A 21,906-nucleotide genomic window follows, 5' to 3' on the forward strand; every position below is an offset into this window, starting at 1 on the left:
GCTATTGCGTTATCTCCTGGCAACTCTTTTTGGTACTGCTTGAGAAAAGCCGAATACTCACCTGAAGTTGCCGCCCTTTTTTCCGCAAAACCAACCCCCTAAAATAAGCAAAAAAAAGGATAGTTCATCCCATCATCCCCTAAAATTCTCACAAAAAACAGTTCTCTCGTTCCAGGACATTACTAATACAGCAGGTTCACCAGAAAAAGGCTGATGGAAGGGATGTAGGTGACCAGCAGCAGGGCCACGATCATGACCGCCATCCATGGCAATGAGGCTTTGGTCACCTCTTCGAGGCTCAGCCCGGAAAGCCCTGAAGCGACGTAGAGGTTCAAACCCACCGGCGGGGTGATCATCCCGACCTCCATGTTCAGGGTCATGACGATGCCCAGGTGGATCGGGTCGATTTTGAGGGCCATGGCGATCGGGAAGAAAATCGGCGCGAGGATCAGGATGATCGACGACGGCTCCATGAAATCTCCGGCGAACCAGAGAATGACATTCACCATCAGCAGGAACATCCACCACGACATATCCCGCGCCACCAGCCACTCGGCGATATCCTGAGGGATCCGCTCCATGGTCAGAACATGGGCGAAGATCATCGCGCAGGAGATGATAAAAAGGAGCATGGCCGTCATTTTGGCCGATTCCAGGAGGACATGGGGGATGTCCCGGAAAGTCATGTCACGATAGACGAAGAGGGCGATAACCGCCGAATAGACCGCCGCCACGGCCGCCGCCTCGGTGGGGGTGAAAATACCGCCGTAGATCCCGCCGATGATCATCACGATCAGCAGCAGCCCCCAGAAAGCCTCCCAGAAGGAGCTCCACACCTCTTTCAGGGTCGGCATCGGCTGCCGCGGCATATCCTTTCTCACTGCGGTGATCCAGGTCACGGCGAGGAGCATGGCTCCGAGCATCAGGCCGGGAAGAATGCCGGCGATAAACATCTTGCCAACCGACTGCTCGGTTGCCACTGCATAGACGATCATGACGATGGAGGGCGGAATGAGAATGCCGAGACTGCCGGCGGTGGCAATGGAGCCCACCGCGAACCGCTTGGAGTAATTGGCCTCAAGCATCCCGGGGATCATGATCGAACCGATAGCCACCACCGTGGCCGGACTGGAGCCGGATACCGCGGCAAAAAGAATGCAGGCCATGATCCCGGCCATGGCCAGGCCGCCGTGCAGCCAGCCGACCAGGCAGTTGGCGAAACGGACAATCCTCCTCGCCACCCCGCCGGTCGACAGAAAATTGGAACTTAAAATGAAAAAGGGAATGGCCATGAGCGTAAAATGCTCCATGGTCGCCGAAAACTTGTTCGGCAGAATACCGGCCAGAACAGTGGTGGTGTTGGTCCACTCGGGAATCGGGAAAAAGAGCAGCAGATAGACGCCGGCGGAAAGCCCGAGGCAGATGGCGATAGGCACCCCCAGGAGAAGGAGGACCGCAAGAACGATGAAGATGACTGCCGCTTCCATATCAGGCCTCCTGCTTGCTTATCTTCTCTTGATGATCTTCTTCGGTGGTGGGATGTCCGGGCGGGTAGTATTCTTTGGTAATGTCTTCAATTTCATCGTTGTCAAGCTCGCCGCTGGTCGAGACATTGATCATGCGGCCGATATGGATCCACCAGAATACCTGCGCCAGGCGGATTGAGATCATGAAAAACCCGAGAGGCAACGCCAGATGCGGAATCCACTGGGGAATCTGCAGATCCACAGTGATCAGGTTCATCCGGTAGCTGCCGAGGACGTAATAGAAAGAGAGATAGGCCATATAACCGGTAAAACCGAGGGAAACCACCACCGCGAGCAAGGCCATCATGCGCCGCCGGGCCTGCGGCAGTTTTTTCATCAGCACGTCAACACCCAGGTGGACGCCGTGCTTGAAACCATAGGAGGCGCCGATCATAACGGTCCACAGGAAAAAATGCTGCACCAGCTCCGGCGCCCAGGTAATCCCCTTGTTGAAGAGATAGCGGGCCACCACCTGGGCAAAAACCAGAACCGTAGCAGCTCCAAGCAGGACCGAGATCAGAACCTCCTCAATCCGATCGATGATCGTGGCTTTCTCCTGTTCCATTATCCCATCCTGCCGATTTTTGTAGGGAAGTTCCCGAAGGGGCTTCCCACAACTCTTTGAGATGCCCCCCCCGGTACTGCAAACTGTTGCCGATGTTTTACTTCGCCGCGTTCAGTTTGTAAACCGCATCAATCATATCGCCGCCGATAATCTCACGGAACTCATCATGGACCGGTTTGAATGCCGCCCGGAAGGCGTCTTTCTCGGCTTCGCTCAGCTCTGTAACCTTGGTGGTGCCGGCGGCAATGATGCTGGCCTTGGCCTCCTGGTTTATTTTCTCTCCGTTGACCCTGATCCAGGCGGTCACTTCCTTCATGATCGCCTCCAGCTCTGTCCGCACGTCAGGTGGCAGATAGTTCCAGAACTGGGCGTTGGTCACCACGGTGTAGCCGAGATAGCCATGGTCGCTCTCGGTGATATACTTCTGTACCTCATGCATCTTCTTGCTGTACATGTTGGACCAGGTGTTCTCCTGGCCGTCAATCACCCCTTGCTCCAGAGCGGAGTACACCTCGGAGAACGGCATGACCAGCGGGTTGCCGCCCACTACCTTGAACTGTGCCTCAAGGACCTTGGAAGACATGATCCGGTATTTGAGGCCGGCAACATCCGCCGGAGTGCGAATCTCGTGCTTGCTGTTGCCGATCTGCTTGAATCCGTTGTCCCACATGGTCAGGCCGAGCATGTTCTTCTTGCCCAGCATCCGGAACATTTTCTGCCCAACCTCGCCATCCATGGTGGCATAGAGCACATCCCGGTTCTTGAACAGGAAGGGCAGGTCGAAAAGCTGCAGCTGCGGAACCCAGGAGGTGAATTTGGCAGTCGAAGGCGCCGCCATCTCAACCGAACCGGTGCTTAAGGCATCGAGCACCTTGTTGTCATCATAGAGCTGGCTGTTGGGGAAAACCTGGACTTCAACCTTGCCTTGCAGCCTCTCATTGGCAAGTTTGGCGAACATATCCGCCGCCTGCCCTTTCGGAGTGTTCTGCGCAACCACATGGGAGAACCGGATCTTGATCGGTCCGGCAGCGGCCTGACCGTTGACCGTGAACAGGAAAACTGCAGCGACCGCAAACATCATGCCCAACCTAGAAATCAACTTTCCGTTACTCTTCATGCGAGAAACCTCCTAAGCAGTTGAATCATTTTAAGATACCGGTCTACCCCTATGCCTTCAGTCCGTAATCTTAATCCAGAACGAATAGCGATGTATAAATTTTTATATCCCAATCGGTAAAAAGTAAATGAAAAAAGGGACCCCTGATACCACTCTGTGTCTGGACGCATCAAGAACCATGAAAAGAAAGATTATTGATATCAGCACGTTAACACTATCCAGCCAAGACCGCAGTGATTCTTGTCGCGCTTTTCATTCAGCAGACAAAGAAAAGCCGGGACATCCTGATTAGGAGTCCCGGCTTCAGGGGAAGGGGAAAGAGTAAAAAAGATTAAGCGGTGAACCTGGTGGTTAGGGGGGGACCACCAATACTTCGTTCGACTATTTATTCAAGCATAGACCGTGCCAAAACCTCTATTGCAATGATTTCAATCACTTACCGATATAGCACTCACGATGTTGATACCATATGGTTACAACAATCTTTCTACAACCGATACCGTTCGGTTACAATGACCCGCATAAAGGACATACACTGAACCACCTCAACAACTTCAAACACAGACACACAAAGAGTCCTATTCAATTAAACCTTCTGCTTAAGCAAATCCTAAAAATCAAAAAAGCCGCCTCGAAAGAGACGGCCTTTTTGATTTTGGAAAACAACCGGCTGTTACATATTCTTTTTAAACAAGCCCTCATAAACCTTCTGCAGCTCACCGCTCCTGATAGACTCTTTCAACTTGGCAGTCGGCGTATTAATCCATTTGTGCATATCGTCTTCGGTCAGCATCTTGTTGATATAGGCATTGATTTCCGGATCGTTGTAATGCAGGGCCGAAGGGATCAATTTGAAATAGAAGTTATGGGCCACATCATAGATTCCATGCCACCAGGTATAATCCGGCCCCATCATGGCCGCACCCATACGCGCCCGCCGACCTTCATGATGCCAAAGCTCCCAGTACTCCCATTCGATCTCGTTTGAGAAAGCGGCATTGCGCTCCAGCAAACCTTTATCTTTGACCATTTTGATGATCACCCCTGCAGGCTTGGCAAACTTCTCATTGTAAAGCTCCACCAGAGCATCATACTGATAATAGTGACCGTCAACAAAGCGCTCCTGATGACAATTCAAGCAAACATCCTTCATACTCCCCCGCTTGGCCTCCCAATTATCTTTATGCTTGGAGACCGGCGGCCGCAAGGTCCAGGAGATACGGTCGCCAACATCGTGGGTAATTTGCATGTTCCTGGTCGCGGACATATGGCAGGTCGCGCAGGTCGGAGCCTCATAATAGTCCTTACCAACCACCCACGCATCCTTATCCAGGTTCAATTTGTCTTTATGAGCATAATAGGCAATGCCGTGCTTGGATTCCTCATAAATCTCTTTCTGCGGATGGTCTGGTCCCAGGTGACATTTCCCACAGTTTTCGGGCTGCCTGGCCTGTTCTACCGAGAAAGAATGCCGGGAATGACAGGCATTACAAGCGCCTTTAGAACCATCAGGATTGATCCTGCCGATACCCGAATTTGGCCAGGTTTCACTTGAAAGCTTATTCGGCGCATTGGGATCTATTTTGACTTTTCCGCCATGGCAGGTCGCGCAACCGGTAATCACAACAGGATTACCACCTGCAACATGAGCAAGATAAGCATCGTTGGACTCCAGAATCTCACCTGCATGGGAATGATAGGAGTTCATGGTCTGCTGCGCTTCTTTCTCATGACACCTTGAACAATCTTTTGGCGTCACCAGAGTGGCAATCGTTGCGCCATGATGCTCAAATGCATCAACATCATTCTGGTCAGCCCGGTGACAATCAATACAGCCGACATCATTCTGACCATGTTTGGAGTTTTTCCATTGCATGTACATGCCGGGATTTTTTTCCTGATGACACCCCGCGCAATCACTGGCCGCATTTACACCCCCTGCCCCCATCAGCAAAACAATCAACCCTAAGACCGTCACACCCACAACTCTTCTCATACGAATATCTCCTCTTTCCTTGTTTAATTTCACCAGCAATCCCGGCCCAATACGAACTTGCCGCACAGAAACCTTCTTCCACAGGCAACACCTTACTCCCGGAACATCGAGTGGCAATATTTCACAGCGATAAAAAAGCACGATACATGCCAACAATATTTTATCCTTTAATTTCAGACTGTTACGCCTTTAACCACCACCCCTTGATGTTACCGTTTAGTATCGTTACTCTTGCGTAACATGCTACCATATGGTATCACTGCAGAGCCTCCGTTATGTATCTCCCTGGAGAGACATTTCCTCGTGGTCTTCACTGAATCAGGAAAGTCACTGAGACACATAAACCGGAAGCCCACATCCAATAAAAAATGGAGGTGGTGGCCCTGAAATTGCTACATCCATAACGCCGTGCTTCAGTATCAGAGGCAGCACCAAAACGACACGGGGTGTCGGAAGTGTCGCCGATACAGTTACTCAGGCGAGTAGGTCTGCAACCGCCTATAGAAAAAACAGACACCTAAACCGGTAACCATCTATGCGTCTGAGGACTAAATTCTCAATTCTGGTCAGCCTGATTGTGATCCTGATTTTCGGGGTGACTTTTTACCGCACTTCATATTTCCAGAACCACCTTGTGATCAATCAGGCGAAAAGGCAGGCCAGAATGCTGGCCCAGCAGTTACTGCTGACCAGGAAATGGGTCGCTGACCATGAGGGTCTGTTTGTCATCAGTAAACCCGGAGTCGAGAAAAACCCGTTTCTGGTGGTCGGGGGCGAGATCCAGGACAGTTCCGGGCAGCGATATGTAAAGCGCAACCCGGCAATGGTCACCAGAGAGCTTTCCAAATACGCTGACCAGGTTGATTTCTGCCGGTTCGGGGTCACCAGTCTGAAGCCGGTAAATCCCGATAACGCTCCGGACCTCTTCGAAAAAAGGGGACTTTTGCGCTTTGAAAGAGGAGACACGGAAGTAATGGAAATCGTCAGAGAAACGGATGGCCGCGTTCTCCGGTACATGATCCCTCTTATCGTTGAGGACGCCTGCCTCGAATGCCATGCGGAACATGGCTACAAGACGGGTGATGTAAGGGGCGGCTTAAGCCTGGCCATTCCAATTTCCTGGGCCGACAAAGCAATCTCGACCAATAACAGGTTTCTTCTGATCATGGCCATTCTGACGACCGTCTTCACCTCGCTGATCATATTCCTGACCATCGATCTTGTTCTCGTCAGACGGCTCGGGATGCTCTCGCGAGCGATGGATTCGTTTCCGGACCGGCCGATCCACGAGGAAGAGCTGCCAGCAGGCAGGGATGAAATCAGCGAGCTTGCCGAAAATTTCAAAGATCTCGGCAACCGGCTGCTGAATTCCCAGGCCGAGCTTGAGAAAAGTCAAAAACAGGTTTTCCAGAGTGAAAAGATGGCCGCCATCGGCAGGCTCGCTGCCGGAATCGCCCATGAAGTGAACAACCCCTTGGGCGGCATGCGCAACTGTGTGAAAAGCATGAAGGAGTCGCCGGATGACCATGAACTGAGAACCCGGTATCTGGACCTGATCGACAAAGGGCTGCAGCGGATCAGCCACACCGTTCGCCAGCTTCTCAACTTCGGGCGTAAGGAGCCGCTCAGTTTCAGAACCGTGAATGTTGATGAAATCATCCATGAATGCTTCGACCTGCTTGAATATCAGCTCAAGGATATCGACCTGGATCTCCATCTCGGTCTAACCAGCCCACGCCAGATCGATGTTGAGGCCCTGAAGCAGATTCTGGTGAACCTGGCGCTGAATTCAATCCACGCCATGCCGGAGGGAGGGAAACTTACCGTAACCACCGCCGAAGCGGGAAATGGGGTGGTCCTTACAGTGGCGGACACCGGGACCGGAATCAGCGAAGAGGACATGCCCCACATATTCGACCCCTTTTTCACCACCAAAGAGGTTGGCGACGGCACCGGTCTCGGCCTGTCGGTAACCTTTTCGCTGATTAAAAAGATGGGCGGCGCCATCACCGTCGACAGCGAAATCGGCAAAGGCTCCATATTCAGGATATCCATTCCTGATATAGCTTAAGTTGAGCAGCTCGTCTGCCCAGATGAAACTCATACCCGAAGGGTGCATACAAGAAACATCGGAAACTGAAAGAAATTGACCACAAATTGCCGCGTTTGGCTAATCTCCCGAGAATAAAGGGGTTTCGGTGATTTGATAGTGCATGTGTTCCACAAGAAGCCAGGAGTCAGAATCCATGAGAAAAGCTTTAAAATCAGTCATTCTGGCTGCTGGCTACTGGCTACTGGCTTCTGGCTTCTGGCTTCTGACTTCTGACTTCTGGCTTCTGAATTCTCATCATGGAATACCACCATGACTCTGAATAATTTTATGACAGCAAATCAACACCATAAGACACGTCGGAAAGTTGAACATTGACATAACTCACCACCACAGGACAACCAACCATGGCCAGAATACTGCTTGTCGAGGATGACGAAATAATCAGAGTGACCCTTTACGACCGCCTGAAGGGCAAGGGATTTGACATTGACCAGGTCGCCAACGGCACCGAGGCTTTGAAAAAGATTGAGGCCAACATCTACAATCTGGTGATCTCGGATATCAAAATGCCAGGCCTGGACGGCATCAGACTGATGGGAGAAATCAGGGGGCTTTCCCCTGATACCGATATCATCCTGATGACCGCTTACGGCGGCGTTGACGACGCGGTCGACTGCCTGAGAAAAGGCGCGGCCGATTACATCCTCAAACCGTTCGACATGGACGACCTGACCATCCGGGTCAACAGAATCCTGTCGATGCAGAAGATCCGCACCAAGTGCCTGACCCTTGAAGAAAGTTCTCGCCCTTCCCTGATCATCGGCTCCAGCCCGATCATGGAGCGACTGCAGCAGCTCCTGCACAGGGTTGCCGGCTCGGATTCCACCGTTCTCATCACCGGCGAATCGGGAACCGGCAAGGAACTGGCGGCAGCGGCAATCCATTTCCAGAGCAGCCGGGCGAAAGGACCGTACATCAAGGTAAACTGCGGCGCTATTCCGGAAAACCTCATTGAATCAGAGCTTTTCGGGCACGAGAAAGGCTCTTTCACCGGCGCCCTGTCGAGGAAAAGCGGCCGTTTTGAAGTGGCCGACGGGGGCACCCTGCTGCTCGATGAAATAGGTGATCTGCCGTTGAACATGCAGGTTAAGCTTTTAAGGGTGCTTCAGGAAAAAGAGTTTGAGAGGGTGGGCGGCACCAAACCCATCAAAATTGATGTCAGAATCATCTGCGCCACCGCCAAGAACCTGGCCGAAGCAGTCAAAATCGGTCAGTTCCGTGAAGACCTCTTCTACCGGTTGCAGGTTATTCCGATCAATATTCCGCCACTCCGGGAAAGAATGGAAGACGTTCCTGCGCTGTGCAATCATTTTCTCAAAGAGTTCAGTGTCATGAGAGGTATGCGGCTCCAGTTGTCCGATGGCGCCCTCAAATGTTTGTCCGGTTATCGATTTCCCGGCAACATCAGGGAGCTGCGCAATATTATTGAAAGAGCCTCGGTACTCACCCAGTCGCCGCTCATCGACCTGCTGGAACTGCCGGGAGATCTCACCGGCGGCAACCCCCAGGATGATGGCGTCGAGGTCATGCCCCTCGCCGAGGCTGTAAGACGTGCCGAAAAAAGCTGTATCCTGAACGCGCTCAGAAAATGTGCGGGCAACAAGACGAAAGCTGCAGAAGTCCTGGGAATTAGCAGAAAAAACCTCTGGGAAAAAATGAAGGCCCAGCATCTGGAAATATAAACCTGCAATCGCGGCGCCTCTGACGCAAAACATGATGTGCGACAATTTGCCACATTCAAAACCCGGCGGATTAAACTACTATTGTGACCGGATACCAACTTTGGTATTTCATGCAAAACACTTTCTTCATGTTCCGGGGAAGTGCCATTCCTTGAGCAAGAACGGCACTTCCCCGGAACACACTCAAGAAGGAAAACCCAAAAAATCTTTTCCTGCCGGGGGAAACAAACCATGAAAAAAGGGAGAATACCGACCATGAAAACGATCAAACTGCTGCTGATTCTTACCGCAACCCTGATTTTTGCAACTGCCTGCCTCCAGTCCGGCGAACAGAAAAGCGCTGCGGACGCTTCGCCGGCCGGTGCCCCGATGGCCATCCCCGCCGACGTCTCCTGCGGCGTCTGCGGCATGTTCCCGGCAAGATACCCGGAGTGGCAGACCCAGATTATCTTTACCGACAACAAGATGGTGCCCTTCGACGGCGGCAAGGACATGTTCAAGTACCTTTTGATGATGGGTAAATTCGACACCGTTCACACCCGGGAAGATGTTTCCATGATCTGGGTGAAGGATTTCATCTCCGGTTCCTGGTTCGATGGCAAAAAGGCCACCTATGTAGCCGGCAGCGGCCAGATGGGCCCGATGGGCAAGGAACTCATTCCGTTCGAGAACCCAGCGGATGCCGCAAAATTCCAGGCCAGCAATGGCGGGACCATTCATACATTCAGCGAAGTCACCATGGACCTGGTCAGCACACTCGGCATGGGCGGCATGAAAATGAAAATGGGACAAGGCAGCATGTAATTCCACATCCCCCTTTGCCTGCCCCTGCGGGCTGGCAAAGGGGGAAATCAAGAGTAAAGAGTCAAGAAGAAGAGTTGTGCTGCCTGCCGTTCAGACCCTTCAACCCTCATTGAGACGCACAACTCTCCCGAATAGCCGGATACAGACAAAATGACCAGAACCAGCCTCACCCCCCTTCTTTCCCGCAACCCCGGAACATCGAGAATTGCCTTCACCTGGCTGTTACGGCTTAGATGGGGGGCGGTTATCTGTCAGCTGATCATGATCGGGGCCGTGGCCATGGTCTTTGATACGGTTATCCCTGCCTCCGTTCTCCTGCTGCTGATCTCCTTTCAGGCGGGCAGCAACTATTTTTTTCACCACCGCCAACTTCTGAAAAGCGACGTTCGCCAGAGCCATTTCGGATTTCTAATGGCCTGGGACATTATCCATCTGACCCTTCTGATCTATTTCACCGGGGGGCCGATGAATCCCTTCACCTTCCTGTACCTCCTGCATGTGACTCTGGCGTCGATCCTCATGCAGCAGAAATGGGCCTGGAGCCTCGCTTCGATGACTGCAGTCTTTTACGCCCTGCTCTTTATTCTCCCACCTGCGGAGAGTATCGGCTCAGGCATCGGCCCCGAGATGCCGATCTGCCTAACTCGTTCCGACATGGGACTACATCTGCAGGGAATGTGGATCGCCTACACCATAACCGCCTTCTTTCTCGTCTATTTCATCAACCGGATTCAGGACGCCCTGGCAACCCATCAGCAGACCCTTGCCAGGCTTGAAGAAGAGAAGATGAAAAGCGACAAGCTGGCCGCCCTTGCGACCATGGCCGCCGGCGCCGCCCACGAATTCTCGACGCCCTTGTCCACCATCACCATTGCCGCCGGCGAGATGATCAATTCCCTCGAAAAAGGGTTGATTGATGACGACCTGCTTGCCGATGCAAAACTGATCAAGAGCGAAATCCAGCGATGCCGCCTTATTCTGAGACAGCTTTCAGCCGATGCCGGAGAACACTCCGGGGAATCGTTCCGGCTTACTTCGGTGGCCATGCTGATGGAAATGATCGACAAGGAGTTTCAGGTCGAGACCGGGAAAAAAGTTGCGTTCAGGATCGACAATAAAGATCAGGCGCTGATGGTCCCGATCCACACCTGGGTAAGGAGCATCAAGGGGCTGCTGAAAAATTCATACGATGCCGACAATTCCGCGGAAATACGATGTCACTCCTACCAGGATCATGATAACCTGTATATAATGGTGAGTGATAACGGCCCCGGCATGGACCCTGACACCTTCACCAAGGCGACCGACCCCTTTTTCACCACCAAGGAAACGGGGAAGGGCCTGGGGCTCGGTCTCTTTCTGGCCAAGACCATGACCGAATGTTTCGGCGGTGAACTGAAGATCGACTCCAACAGGGACGAGGGAACAACAATCACCATCCGAGTTAGCCTGGCCAAGGTCACAGACATGCAGAATCTGTGAGTGAAAGATTATGCAGCAGAGAGAAATGACCCATGAACAAGAATATCCTGCTGGTTGACGATGAAGACCATTTCCGGGAAAGACTTGGCCGTGCCCTGGTAAAACGGGGCTATCAGGTCACCGCGGCGGCAGATTACGGAGAAGCGATGACCGTTCTTGCCGACACCTGTCCGGATATGGCGATCATCGATCTGCGAATGCCGGGCCGCTCCGGACTGGAGCTCGTGAAATCCGCCCTGGAGAAGTACCCGGATCTGAAAATCGTGGTTCTTACCGGATACGGCAGCATCGCCACCGCAACCGATGCCATAAGACTTGGCGCCATGAATTACATTTCCAAACCGGCCGACACCGATGAAATCCTTGCCGCCTTCTCCGAGACTTCCGCACCCGAAAAAATGCCGAATCCGGAAGAGATCTCCACCCCCTCCCTGGCCCGGGTCGAATGGGAGCATATCAGCCGGGTTCTTGCCGATTGCGGCGGCAATATTTCCGCCGCCGCCAAACGGCTCAATATCCATCGCCGCACCCTGCAGCGCAAACTGGAAAAATTTCCACCTTTTATCTGATCGCTGCCACCCGACACACCCAAAGTCGGCTTGCTTTTCCCTCCCCTCTCAGGTAACATGTCGCTCTTGTTTTTCGCTCTGAAATCAACGAAAGAGAATCCGCCATGATTACCCTGCTTGACTACGGCGCCGGCAATGTCCGCAGCGTCAGAAATGCCATCACCACCCTTGGCTTCGAGGTGAGAGACGCCTCCTCGCCGGATGACATCCGCCGGGCGGAAAAAATCGTCTTCCCCGGTGTCGGCAGTTTCGGCAGCGCCATGGACCGCCTCAATGAAAAGGGATTCATTGAACCGCTGCTCGAATTCCTGAAAGCGGACAAGCCGTTCCTCGGCATCTGCCTCGGCCTCCAGACCCTTTTTGAAGGAAGCGACGAAGCCCCCGGCGTAAGAGGGTTGGGGATCATCGCCGGGCAGATCGGCAGATTTGACGAGAAGCTTGGCTCGGTACCGCAGATCGGCTGGAACGGGATCAACATCAGAAAAAGCTCCCCCCTGTTCAAAAATTTTGCCGACGAAAAACTCTACTTCGTCCACTCATACCGGGCAATGGCCAGTGAACAGAACCGCGACTGGGTCCTGACCACCACCGATTACCACGAGGAATTTGTCAGCTCCGTCCAGAAAGGCAACGTGGTCGCCTGCCAGTTTCACCCGGAAAAAAGCGGCAAGGCGGGCCTGAATATCCTGAAGAATTTTCTCGCGGCGGATAAGCTTGCCGCAGCACCGGTCAACACCGATCCGGCTCCGACCAGAATCGCCAAGAGGATCATCGCCTGCCTCGATGTGCGGAACAACGATGCCGGGGACCTGGTGGTGACCAAGGGCGACCAGTACGACGTGCGGGAAGAAGGCGAGGTCAGAAACCTCGGCAAACCGGTTGAACTGGCCAAAAGATACTACGATGAAGGGGCCGACGAAGTCACCTTCCTGAACATCACCGCCTTCCGCAACTTTCCATTGCAGGACCAGCCGATGATCGAGGTCCTGAAGCGTTCCTCGGAAAACGTGTTCGTGCCGCTCACCATCGGCGGCGGCATCCGGGAGTTCACCGATTCGGAAGGAAAATTCTACTCGTCACTCGATGTCGCCTCGGAATACTTCCGCTCCGGCGCCGACAAGATCTCCATCGGCAGTGACGCGGTCCACACCGTTGAAGCCTACCTGCAATCCGGCAAGGCAACCGGGATGAGCTCCATCGAACAGATCTCAAGGGTTTACGGCAACCAGGCGGTGGTGATCTCGGTTGACCCGAGGCGGGTCTACGTAAAATCACCCGATGACACTCCGCATTTCACCATTAAAACCAGATTCCCAGGCCCGAACGGCGAAGAGTATTGCTGGTATCAGTGCACTGTTAAAGGTGGAAGAGAGGGTCGGGACATAGATGTAGTGCAGTTAGTTACGGTTTGTGAGAAGCTCGGTGCCGGAGAGATACTTCTCAACTGTATGGATAAAGACGGCACAAACTCCGGTTACGATCTTGAGATGACCCAGATGGTCAAAGATAAGGTCACCATCCCGGTTATAGCTTCAAGTGGCGCCGGTAAAGTTGAACATTTCTCTGAGGTGTTCAAGGCTACAGACGTTGAAGCGGCACTAGCAGCGGGAATATTCCACAGGAAGGAAGTGCCGATTTCTGCCGTTAAGAAGCACCTTCAGGATGAAGGAATCGAGATCCGGTAATTAAACGGTGAGATAACCAACACCCCTTTACCGGAAAGAGACACATGGCAGAAAAAAGAAGAAGATCCAGGATGGCTGTCCACGCAGGCGTTGTATTGCATAGCGTGGACAAGGCTTTTTTCCTGACCGGACAGATTCGTGACATCAGCTTAAATAGTCTGTATATCAAAAGCGAAGCCTCCTTCCCGCTCGGCACTAAATGTCATATCGATATCATTATTCCCGCCAAACATTCAAAGATGTTAATTCAATTAATCGGCAAAGTGGTCCGCCGCGAACAGGCCGGCTATGGAGTTGAATTCGACCACGACCTGGAATTCTGGCCGATGCTGGCCATGCTCAAACCTTAAGGATTGCTGAATGATAACGGTCCCGGCCGCCGATATCTTATACAGAAAGGAAGTGACATCTGCCCGTGAAGAAGCACCTTCAGGAGGAAGGGATCGAGATTAGATAGTTGGGACCTGCACTGATAGTGAAAATACTAACAGCCACCTTCACGGTTGTTGGGGACTATTTTATTTATCAATATTGCTCGAGAACTCGGGCAACGATTTTCTTCAGACCCGGAAGGTCGTTTTTCACAACATTCCAAACCGTCTCCAGGTCCACACCCATGTAATGATGAATCAGGATATCACGTAAGCCTGCAACATTCCGCCAGGGAATCTCAGGATTATGTTCTTTCAGCTCTTCACTCAGCCGCTTGACTGCTTCTCCGATTATCTCGAGATTTCTGATGGTTGCGTCCTGCCAATGACTGGTGGACATGAAATCATCTTTACTCATATCGGTATATGACTCGATCTTTTCTATCGCGTCATTTATGTGCCGCAGATAGACCAGATCATTTTTCATATACTTACAGCCTCCTGAAGGATCTCATTGCGAATGTATGGTGACAATGAAGCCTCGGTGACCACATCGACTTTGATGTGTATAAAATCCTCAATCTCCTGCTTAATGGCAATCAGGTCAAGAAGGGATCTGCCCGGCCCCAACTCGACAATAAGATCGACGTCACTGTCCGGGTTGGCCTGACCGCGGGCATACGAACCAAATACTCTAACACTCAATGCGCCATGTTCCCTGGCAACACGCAGTATTTCATCTCTTTTATCTTCCAGCAACGATTTTTTTCCCATAAACCACCTCGCAGATTGGGCACAGCACCTGATATGGATACCCGATGATAACACATAAGCTAAGCCAAGAAAACACTTGCCTGATCGTGGGCAGAACATTGCGAAGCTGTTCATGACTGAGGCGAGAAGACAAAGTCTCGATCCATGTTGTTTCTTCAAACAATAACGGAAAGGTCGCACATTTCTCTGAGTTTTTCAAGGCTATACAGACGTAGAAGCCGCCCTGGCTGCCGATATCTTTCACAAACGGGAAGTCCCGATCTCCGACGTGAAGAAGCACCTTCAGGAGGAAGGGATCAAGATACGATAGTTGGGAAGTACACTGAAAGTGAAAATACCAATAGCCACCTTCAAAGTATCGGGGGGGTGGCTATTCTTTCAAAATCTGTACTTGCTATTATCAAGGGGTGGGAAAGTGTGTTTCCAGATCCATTCGCCCGTGAAGAATACGAACAATCTCAATAGTTTGTGTTGATTTCGCCCGGTAAAAGATGACATGACTTCCGGCTTGCATTTTACGGTAACCCGTTCTGATGTCGCTACAGTCAATCCCGATGTGGGGGTTTGCGGCCAATTGCTGGAAACAGTCATCCATCATGTTGAGATACATGTTACGCTGTTCCCGCCCCCATCTTTCAAAGGTGTAAAGTGCGATTTCCAACAGATCCTTTCTGGCCTTTTGGGTCAGGACAAAACCGGCCATCAATCAGATCCCTGCTTGTCAAGTTCAGCAATCAACCCTTCCAGTGAATATTCGGCAACGCCGCTTTCCTCGCCTTCAATCAAGGCCCGGCGCAACACCGCAAGCCTGGCTTCCCTTTCTTCCAGCAACCGCAAACCAGCCCGAATGGCCTCGCTTGCTGAACCGAAATAACCCTGGGCGACCTGTCCGGCGATGAACGTTTCATAATGATCACCAAGGGTGACACTGGTATTCTTAGACATGAGACAATCTCCTATAATAACGGAACGATCCTACTTTATAATATTTATTGGTATCGGTCAAGAACCCTGCTTAAACCCGGCTCCTTCAAGGCTGCAGCAACAATATCGGGGCATAAAAGGTGCAAAACAGCAAGCTGTCAAGAGCTATTATCCCTTTAGTCACCGTCTGCGAGAAGCTCGGCGCAGGAGAAACACTTCTTGACCTGCATGGAAAAGGGGCCGGGGCCTCTTTTGACCTTTGAGGTAATTGTCCTGATTGATCAGATCGAAAAACTCTGCCAGTGGATCAATTCTGCGGCTAATACGACGTATATGAACTGAACTGTGAATAGTTAAGAAGATAGAGATACCCTTCAAAGCATCACGGGGCATCAGCCAAGCAATCTGCGTTGGAGAAGTGTCTGCATATCACGACGACCATCGACAATTAAATACACATAGAAATTGTTACCATCTATCCGGTAAATGAGCCGGTATGGTTTGAAAAAAATCTCTTTAAAATCACGGATTCCTATATTTATAAGTTCTCTCGGATACACACCTCGATCCGGCATCTCGCTCAAGCCAATAAATTTCTTCTCTATCTGACCAAGTACATATTCTGCTTTTTGGGGCGAGTCATGCCTTGACACATAGTTGAATATTTCTGCAAGATCTGCAACAACGTCTTCAGTAAGTTGAACCATGAAAGCCACTAAACAATCCCCGCTCCTTTTCGAATGCGGTGTATTGCATCACTTGCAGCAACAACTTTCCCTTCTTCGATCTGACGGTTTCCCAGCGCCAATATCTTCAACAGAGCTATTGTTTCCTGGGTTTCCTCATAACTCTTTATATCCTGTATTACGACTTTCGCTTCACCGTTTTGAGTAATAACCAGCGGTTCTCCCTCATCCCCTAAGTTTCTAATAATTTCTGCTGCATGGGCTTTCAAATAGCTTATAGGCTTAATTTGGCTGGATAATCTCATTGGATACCTCCTTGCAGGAATTACAGGACCATATTAAAACCATATTTAGTCTTGCGTCAAAGAATATATCTGCCATGCACCAGTATGGCTAAGGGAGGGACACAATGGATGTCCTCAGAATTTTAATTCTGCGCTCTTTAAGGTTCATCACCCACAATCTGTACTACATCAATCTGCTTCCAGCCAGAAGTCAGCGAAGTATTCAGTGTCAGTTTCACGCGATGGACCGGAAACGGCGTGGCCGGAAAGCGTAGCGCGAACCACGCAATCTGCCCCGGCGGATAATTATTTGGATCGACACCTTCCCAGAGGACTTGTACGCGTCCGTCTGCGGCAAGGGCCTCTATTTTGGCAATCGTGCCCGGCGTGTAGCTTTGGCGTACGCGTAACTCGGTGGCATGCACCGGTTGCGCGAAACCGACCTCGAGCCATTCGAGTTTGCTGTTCGCTCCACTATGGCACCAGGCATTAGGGTTGTCAGAGTAGGTCGCGACGTTGGGCGCACCGGTCGCCTGCAGCGCGTTGTAACGATCCGTACCGTATTCGCTGCTGGCACTGGCGGTGCTTGCCCACTGCCCCCGCGGATCGGTATAGATATTCCCTTCGTCGATGTCCGAATACGGAACGATCGTTAATGATTCTACGCTCGGCGGTTGAGTCGAGGGTTGTGTTCCCATGATGGGCGTTGGCGTTGCAGAAAGGGCATCACCCACAAGCTGCACCGCATCGATCTGCTTCCAGCCGGAAATCAGCGAAATATTCAGCGTCAGTTTCACGCGATGGACCGGAAACGTTGTTGTCGGAAAGCGCAGCACGAACCACGAAATCTGATTCGGCAGATATGTATTTGGGTCACTACCTTCCCAGAGAACCTGGACGCGTCCGTCTGCGGCAATAGCCTCAACCTTGGTAATCGTCCCCGGTGTGTAGTTTTGCCGTACACGCAATTCTGTCGCTTGCACCGGCTGCGAAAAATAGACCTCGAGCCATTCGAGTTTGCTGTTCGAACCACTGTGGCACCAGGCATTCGGATTATCAGAATAGGTGTCAACGTTGGGTGCGCCGGTCGCCTGCAGCGCGTTGTAACGATCCAATCCGTATTCGCTGCTGGCTTTGGCAAAGGCCGCCCACTGACCACGCGAGTCGCCGAGAATACCGCCCTCGTCGATCTCCGAGCCAGGGACGACGGTCACCGACGCCACTGACGGCATGGCCGGAACAGGCGAGGCGGCTGTTGTTTGCAGCGCTGGGCCGGCCACTGGTGATCCTGACCCGGTCCGGGATATCGGCGGCAGGGAAGCATCTAAAGGGAGCGGCGACAGCAACTCCCGGGCCGGCCAGCTCCAGTCCGGCGCACCTGCGGCCGCATCGGTATCATTTGCCGCCATGAGCCGCCGGCTGATGAAGATCAGCTCCACATTTGATTCTTCGTTGCCCAAGGCATCGTTGACTCGCTGGGCCTGGTCGATGCAGAGCAGCGCACCCGAGGCGTTGCCGGCACGCTCGCTGATCAGGGCGCGCAAGGTCCAGGCGGATATGTTGTCTCGCTGCTTCGTGAGCACCACGTCGATCTGGGCTGCAGCTTCCTCGAGCCGATTTTCGAGGAGCGCGTCCCGGGCCAGCGCGATCACCCGCTGGGCATGGCGTTCAGGCCCGTCGGACGGGACGACGATCTCCAACGGAATCTCCTCAGCAAAAACCTCTCCGGTCCAGCCGCCACTTCCGGGGATGGTTTTGTCAATCGCAAGTCGGGCGCGCAAAGTATAAACGCCCGGTATCAGCTTCTGAGTCGACTCAGAAGCAAAGCGCCAGAGTCCACCTGCAATTCGAGAGTTATCCAATGTTGCCACAGCGTCATCGGGTCGGCCAACAGCCTGTCCTCGTATACCTGGTGCGTTGCCCCGCTCATCAACGAGTTGCACATCAATCGCATCAACCCAGCTTCCAGCTGCCGGCGCGAGCACCACTTCCCCGATTTCGTCACCGAGGTCGTCCAACCTGATACGCAAAGCCAAAAGCAGCGGCTCACCCTGCTCGACAATATCGTCGGCGACGCCGCGCAGGGTCATGCTGAGCTCTGGCCCTGTCCTTCCCTGCGCCCGGACTGCTGACGCGAGCGTCACAAGCAAAGCCATCGCCGCCAGCAAACAGGCAACGATACGCACGACGGCGGGAATCGGGGCTGCCGAATGCTCGCTCATTGTCTCAATCCTTTAGGTCGTTTCCATCCTCTCGGACGCTCCGGCGCGGCGTCGTTGGGGCAGATCTGCGCGTCACAGTTACCAAATCTCTCGGCAGCATCGCCGTAACGGGACTGCATCGGCCGACCGGAATTGCCTTTCCGATCGCTCGCATTCACCCCCGTACCTTTAGGTGACGTACAGATCTCAAGGCCGATGTCTTCGGTCCCCGGCGGGACCCAATAGTAGCTTTCTCCCCCCGTCCAGACCTCCAGACCAGACTGCGTCCTGACCTTACCCCGGACCGGATAGACATTAGTGAAATAGTAACGCATCAGGCACTGTTCATTTCCCGATGCATCGCCATGCTCATAACCAATGAGCCATCCGCCATGGGGTCCGCAGGTTTTGGAAATTCGATATTGAACGTAGGGGGCGAGGTCAGCGTAGCCGGTGCCCGGCGGCAACCCCCCTATGCGCACTTCAGTCGCAACCGCGGCTTCGATTTTTCTTTCCAGATCCGGGCCATGCTTGGACAGCCAGTTGAACCCGGTAGCTTCCTCGAAGACATCTACATCGCGCACCTTCGAAGAAGAGCCGATCACCAATTGTCCCATCTTTCTTCCATCTCCGTAGAAAGCGGCTGGAATGTAGTAAAAGTTCTCTTTCCAATGGGTCGGACCATGGTGATCCGCGCCGACGGAGTGGAGCAACTCATGTGCCACCGTCCGGTCATAAGCCCGCGCGAAATCGCCCGCCGGCAGGTTCCACGGTTTGCTGATGCCGATATTTAGTTTATTGCCAAACTCATCCAGATCATTGCGGTGCGGCATGCCGATCCACTTGACGTTTCTCGGTTTAGAAGCGAGAGGGTAATCAATGGGGAAGTTAGCAGGCCCTTCATCGTCGAATTTAATCACCACCCCGTGCTGCTCTTCCCGGTGCGGCGCTTCTCTGCGGTTCCCGTTCATCAGCCGATCCTTCTCCGACATCTCTCTTTTGCTGAGCCGGCTGTGAACGGCCAGACCCGTGGCCTTCTCGAAGATGCGAATGCCGGCCAAGGCGTCGGACCGCATGAGGTTGAGGATAAAGAAATCCTTGCGCTTCGGATTACCTTCTACCCGCCTATCGCGCTTAGGATCACTGCCGGCACGGGTACCATCCTTTCCGCTCATGGCGAACCCGCGATACTCTTCGTAGAGGGTGAAACCGTCCCCCTTGTACCCGTCGCCCGAAGGTTCGTCCTCGCCGTCATCTTCGTCGGAGAACTTCGCGACGTCGTTGTCGGTAAGCCACGCCTCAGCGATCCATCTCCCGGGGAGCCTCTTGGGGATCAGGATTCCGGGGTAGAGGGTATCCTCTTGACCTTCAAGTCTGCCGACAATAGGACGCCCATCCGCCAGCTCGGCGGTCACGAGCAGCACAGTCCTGCCGCCGAAATCGAAGGAATCAATCCTTGCCATTGCTGCAGGCCGCCCTTTGTCTTTCACAGGACGCGACACCTCCAGGCTCTGTCCTTCCTTGCCAGGCCGCCCTGGACTCGCGGGATCAACATCCAACCGCATATCGGGATATTTATCCTCTGCATTCAGTGGCCAGTTCATCGCAACACCAGGCTCACGTGAGGTATTCACCAATTCGAAGCGAAAATATTTTACTTTGGGCAAGTCAGCCGATTTCACATCCTTCTTTGATTGTAAAACCGCTTTAACGTCGAGGTAATTGCCCTCTTTGCCAGGCTCTTTGATCGAACCGAAGGGCCGCCATTTCTCATAGGAAACCGGCTTGCCCTTATCGTCATAGCCTGCCAATTCCACGACGACCTTGAAATCACTGTACTCAGGCACGAGTACGACACTCCCTGTCGTGCGATGCCCGGCACGGCCATCTTCTTCAAGATAATCCTGTTCCGATGTGGCGTGCAGCACCCCGATTTTCGTCGGTGCTTGACCGTTAAAAAGTGTCGACACAGTGTTATACAACAACTCGGTGCGCTCCTCGTTGATGGTCTTTTCAGGGGGGTTCCACTCGCTGCGTTTGATGTGACTTGGAACAGGGGTATCCAGCCGGGTCGGTAAGCCCATCTGGAACTCACCAGTTTCGTGGTTGAGTGAAAGGTTCAGATTCACAGCGTCTTTTACTATCGTCTGATCAAACGCCGCCTGTGATGACCAGGCAAGGCGATGTGTCGGAGAGTCATCCAGGCTTGAACTCACCTCGTTGCCGTTAACTCGCACCTTTCCCGCGATCCATCTCGAATGGCCGCGTGAGTAAAGCTGCGGCTCGCGCACCAGCTCGAAATGGAAAGTCGCATAGCTTTTCGAACTTGTCTTTTCCTTGTAGTAGCCGTGGGATACCCGGTCTATCCATGTGTTCAGTTGAACGGTGGCCTGACCGGTAAATCGTTCGACAGAATCCCAGATCAACCAGTCCATTTTTCTGGTCGGCTCTCCACCGTCATTTCTATTCTGGGCAAAGCAGGGCGCTAGCGAATAGACCGACAAAACCGCAGCCACTAGAGCCACCAGTTTGATACGCGAAATTTGCATCACCGTTAGCCCCTCATCAGCAGGTAACCGTTGATCGCTCGTTGCTGTGGAGCAGAGAAAAAAACGAGAGAATCAGGATCCAGACGCGCTTCTACCATAGGCCTTTCAACGCCTTGAAACCCTCTTTTACCGCACCACCCAGCTGTTCCTTGGTTTTCTCCATCTCGGACTTGGATTCCTGCTGAGACTTATTTCCAGCAGAGTTGGTCGTTTTCTCAACCTCAGATTTGGATCCATGCTGAGTCTTGTTTCCAGAGGGGCTGGCTGCTATAGATTCTTGCTTCTGCGGGTAAGAGAAATCCCAGATGCGCGAGTGAGAAACCCAGCCCGCAGTCTCCCTGGCGAGCAAACCGTGATCACGGGAGTAGTCCTTCTCGTCCCCTCGGTACGCATTGTCAATGACAATAAGCGTATAGTAGTCATCCTTGTCTGCGGCTTTGAGATACTCCAGCCAGGTTCCCCAGACAGCCTGATCCTGCTGGTTTTGCTGGCCATCCTCCTGTGCCTGGTCGGCCGTGCTGATGGCTGCTGAGCGCTCATCCTCCTGGCGCTCCATTGCGGCCAGTTCAGGGTACTTA

At 52.7% G+C, this 21,906-nt stretch carries 20 protein-coding genes; 7 read left to right on the forward strand and 13 right to left on the reverse strand.

The annotated features are described in order from the left end of the window. Nucleotides 1–182 precede the first annotated feature (182 nt). From KKG35_15520 to KKG35_15535, 4 genes are all read right to left on the reverse strand, one after another. Complete coding sequence (locus KKG35_15520; GenBank protein ID MBU1739537.1) at nucleotides 183–1,487, reverse strand: TRAP transporter large permease subunit; 1,305 nt, start codon at nucleotides 1,485–1,487, stop codon at nucleotides 183–185. A 1-nt stretch (nucleotide 1,488) separates the two neighbouring features. Then, entirely contained in the window at nucleotides 1,489–2,091 is a 603-nt protein-coding gene (locus KKG35_15525; protein ID MBU1739538.1) for a TRAP transporter small permease, read from the reverse strand. A gap of 97 nt (nucleotides 2,092–2,188) precedes the next feature. Further along, a complete protein-coding gene (locus KKG35_15530) occupies nucleotides 2,189–3,172 on the reverse strand; it encodes a TRAP transporter substrate-binding protein (GenBank protein ID MBU1739539.1) in 984 nt (327 codons plus the stop codon). 709 nt (nucleotides 3,173–3,881) lie between these two features. Beyond that, nucleotides 3,882–5,360, reverse strand: coding sequence for a hypothetical protein (locus KKG35_15535; protein MBU1739540.1), 1,479 nt, complete (start codon nucleotides 5,358–5,360; stop codon nucleotides 3,882–3,884). A gap of 379 nt (nucleotides 5,361–5,739) precedes the next feature. Between KKG35_15535 and KKG35_15540 the strand changes: the two genes are divergently transcribed. From KKG35_15540 to KKG35_15570, 7 genes are all read left to right on the forward strand, one after another. After that, nucleotides 5,740–7,275, forward strand: a complete 1,536-nt coding sequence (locus KKG35_15540) for a DUF3365 domain-containing protein (protein ID MBU1739541.1) — start codon at nucleotides 5,740–5,742, stop codon at nucleotides 7,273–7,275. A 386-nt stretch (nucleotides 7,276–7,661) separates the two neighbouring features. Then, nucleotides 7,662–8,999: a sigma-54 dependent transcriptional regulator gene (locus KKG35_15545; protein ID MBU1739542.1), complete on the forward strand. Its 1,338-nt coding sequence runs from the start codon at nucleotides 7,662–7,664 to the stop codon at nucleotides 8,997–8,999. A gap of 255 nt (nucleotides 9,000–9,254) precedes the next feature. After that, nucleotides 9,255–9,803: a nitrous oxide reductase accessory protein NosL gene (locus KKG35_15550; GenBank protein MBU1739543.1), complete on the forward strand. Its 549-nt coding sequence runs from the start codon at nucleotides 9,255–9,257 to the stop codon at nucleotides 9,801–9,803. A gap of 150 nt (nucleotides 9,804–9,953) precedes the next feature. Beyond that, entirely contained in the window at nucleotides 9,954–11,285 is a 1,332-nt protein-coding gene (locus KKG35_15555; protein MBU1739544.1) for an ATP-binding protein, read from the forward strand. Between the two features lie 32 nt (nucleotides 11,286–11,317). Further along, the gene (locus KKG35_15560) at nucleotides 11,318–11,854 is read left to right on the forward strand and encodes a response regulator (protein ID MBU1739545.1); all 537 of its coding nucleotides are present in this window, start codon (nucleotides 11,318–11,320) and stop codon (nucleotides 11,852–11,854) included. 104 nt (nucleotides 11,855–11,958) lie between these two features. Further along, nucleotides 11,959–13,539, forward strand: coding sequence for an imidazole glycerol phosphate synthase subunit HisF (gene hisF, locus KKG35_15565; GenBank protein MBU1739546.1), 1,581 nt, complete (start codon nucleotides 11,959–11,961; stop codon nucleotides 13,537–13,539). 44 nt (nucleotides 13,540–13,583) lie between these two features. Next, nucleotides 13,584–13,889: a PilZ domain-containing protein gene (locus tag KKG35_15570; GenBank protein ID MBU1739547.1), complete on the forward strand. Its 306-nt coding sequence runs from the start codon at nucleotides 13,584–13,586 to the stop codon at nucleotides 13,887–13,889. Nucleotides 13,890–14,064: 175 nt separating this feature from the next. Here the strand turns inward: KKG35_15570 and KKG35_15575 are convergent, their stop codons facing one another. The 9 genes from KKG35_15575 to KKG35_15615 form a co-directional block, all read right to left on the reverse strand. Next, nucleotides 14,065–14,397 carry a DUF86 domain-containing protein gene (locus KKG35_15575; protein MBU1739548.1) on the reverse strand — a complete coding sequence of 111 codons (333 nt, stop codon included), beginning with the start codon at nucleotides 14,395–14,397 and terminating at the stop codon, nucleotides 14,065–14,067. Next, on the reverse strand, nucleotides 14,394–14,684 hold the full coding sequence (locus KKG35_15580) for a nucleotidyltransferase family protein (GenBank protein ID MBU1739549.1): 291 nt from the start codon (nucleotides 14,682–14,684) through the stop codon (nucleotides 14,394–14,396). Before KKG35_15580 ends, KKG35_15575 begins: the two co-directional genes overlap by 4 nt. Nucleotides 14,685–15,084: 400 nt before the next feature. Continuing rightward, entirely contained in the window at nucleotides 15,085–15,387 is a 303-nt protein-coding gene (locus KKG35_15585) for a type II toxin-antitoxin system RelE/ParE family toxin (GenBank protein MBU1739550.1), read from the reverse strand. Further along, nucleotides 15,387–15,629: a type II toxin-antitoxin system ParD family antitoxin gene (locus KKG35_15590; GenBank protein MBU1739551.1), complete on the reverse strand. Its 243-nt coding sequence runs from the start codon at nucleotides 15,627–15,629 to the stop codon at nucleotides 15,387–15,389. The genes KKG35_15585 and KKG35_15590 overlap by 1 nt, the downstream gene beginning before the upstream one ends. A 371-nt stretch (nucleotides 15,630–16,000) precedes the next feature. Beyond that, the gene (locus KKG35_15595) at nucleotides 16,001–16,324 is read right to left on the reverse strand and encodes a type II toxin-antitoxin system RelE/ParE family toxin (protein ID MBU1739552.1); all 324 of its coding nucleotides are present in this window, start codon (nucleotides 16,322–16,324) and stop codon (nucleotides 16,001–16,003) included. Beyond that, a complete protein-coding gene (locus tag KKG35_15600) occupies nucleotides 16,324–16,599 on the reverse strand; it encodes a type II toxin-antitoxin system Phd/YefM family antitoxin (GenBank protein MBU1739553.1) in 276 nt (91 codons plus the stop codon). The genes KKG35_15595 and KKG35_15600 overlap by 1 nt, the downstream gene beginning before the upstream one ends. Before the next feature lie 137 nt (nucleotides 16,600–16,736). Beyond that, on the reverse strand, nucleotides 16,737–18,800 hold the full coding sequence (locus tag KKG35_15605; protein MBU1739554.1) for a hypothetical protein: 2,064 nt from the start codon (nucleotides 18,798–18,800) through the stop codon (nucleotides 16,737–16,739). Then, complete coding sequence (locus KKG35_15610) at nucleotides 18,797–21,328, reverse strand: hypothetical protein (protein MBU1739555.1); 2,532 nt, start codon at nucleotides 21,326–21,328, stop codon at nucleotides 18,797–18,799. Before KKG35_15610 ends, KKG35_15605 begins: the two co-directional genes overlap by 4 nt. Nucleotides 21,329–21,419: 91 nt before the next feature. Beyond that, a partial coding sequence (locus KKG35_15615) for a hypothetical protein (protein ID MBU1739556.1) occupies nucleotides 21,420–21,906 on the reverse strand: 487 nt, incomplete at its 5' end.

Source organism: Pseudomonadota bacterium, from assembly GCA_018823285.1.
Classification (GTDB): Bacteria; Desulfobacterota; Desulfobulbia; order Desulfobulbales; family JAGXFP01; genus JAHJIQ01.

Coding starts and splice junctions, on each gene's coding strand:
- KKG35_15585 (MBU1739550.1), bottom strand. CDS start 15,387: ATGGCCGGTTTTGTCCTGACCCAAAAGGCCAGAAAGGATCTGTTGGAA.
- KKG35_15560 (MBU1739545.1), top strand. CDS start 11,318: ATGAACAAGAATATCCTGCTGGTTGACGATGAAGACCATTTCCGGGAA.
- hisF (MBU1739546.1), top strand. CDS start 11,959: ATGATTACCCTGCTTGACTACGGCGCCGGCAATGTCCGCAGCGTCAGA.
- KKG35_15570 (MBU1739547.1), top strand. CDS start 13,584: ATGGCAGAAAAAAGAAGAAGATCCAGGATGGCTGTCCACGCAGGCGTT.
- KKG35_15610 (MBU1739555.1), bottom strand. CDS start 21,328: ATGCAAATTTCGCGTATCAAACTGGTGGCTCTAGTGGCTGCGGTTTTG.
- KKG35_15605 (MBU1739554.1), bottom strand. CDS start 18,800: ATGAGCGAGCATTCGGCAGCCCCGATTCCCGCCGTCGTGCGTATCGTT.
- KKG35_15580 (MBU1739549.1), bottom strand. CDS start 14,684: ATGGGAAAAAAATCGTTGCTGGAAGATAAAAGAGATGAAATACTGCGT.
- KKG35_15540 (MBU1739541.1), top strand. CDS start 5,740: ATGCGTCTGAGGACTAAATTCTCAATTCTGGTCAGCCTGATTGTGATC.
- KKG35_15550 (MBU1739543.1), top strand. CDS start 9,255: ATGAAAACGATCAAACTGCTGCTGATTCTTACCGCAACCCTGATTTTT.
- KKG35_15555 (MBU1739544.1), top strand. CDS start 9,954: ATGACCAGAACCAGCCTCACCCCCCTTCTTTCCCGCAACCCCGGAACA.
- KKG35_15600 (MBU1739553.1), bottom strand. CDS start 16,599: ATGAGATTATCCAGCCAAATTAAGCCTATAAGCTATTTGAAAGCCCAT.
- KKG35_15520 (MBU1739537.1), bottom strand. CDS start 1,487: ATGGAAGCGGCAGTCATCTTCATCGTTCTTGCGGTCCTCCTTCTCCTG.
- KKG35_15590 (MBU1739551.1), bottom strand. CDS start 15,629: ATGTCTAAGAATACCAGTGTCACCCTTGGTGATCATTATGAAACGTTC.
- KKG35_15525 (MBU1739538.1), bottom strand. CDS start 2,091: ATGGAACAGGAGAAAGCCACGATCATCGATCGGATTGAGGAGGTTCTG.
- KKG35_15545 (MBU1739542.1), top strand. CDS start 7,662: ATGGCCAGAATACTGCTTGTCGAGGATGACGAAATAATCAGAGTGACC.
- KKG35_15530 (MBU1739539.1), bottom strand. CDS start 3,172: ATGATGTTTGCGGTCGCTGCAGTTTTCCTGTTCACGGTCAACGGTCAG.
- KKG35_15575 (MBU1739548.1), bottom strand. CDS start 14,397: ATGAAAAATGATCTGGTCTATCTGCGGCACATAAATGACGCGATAGAA.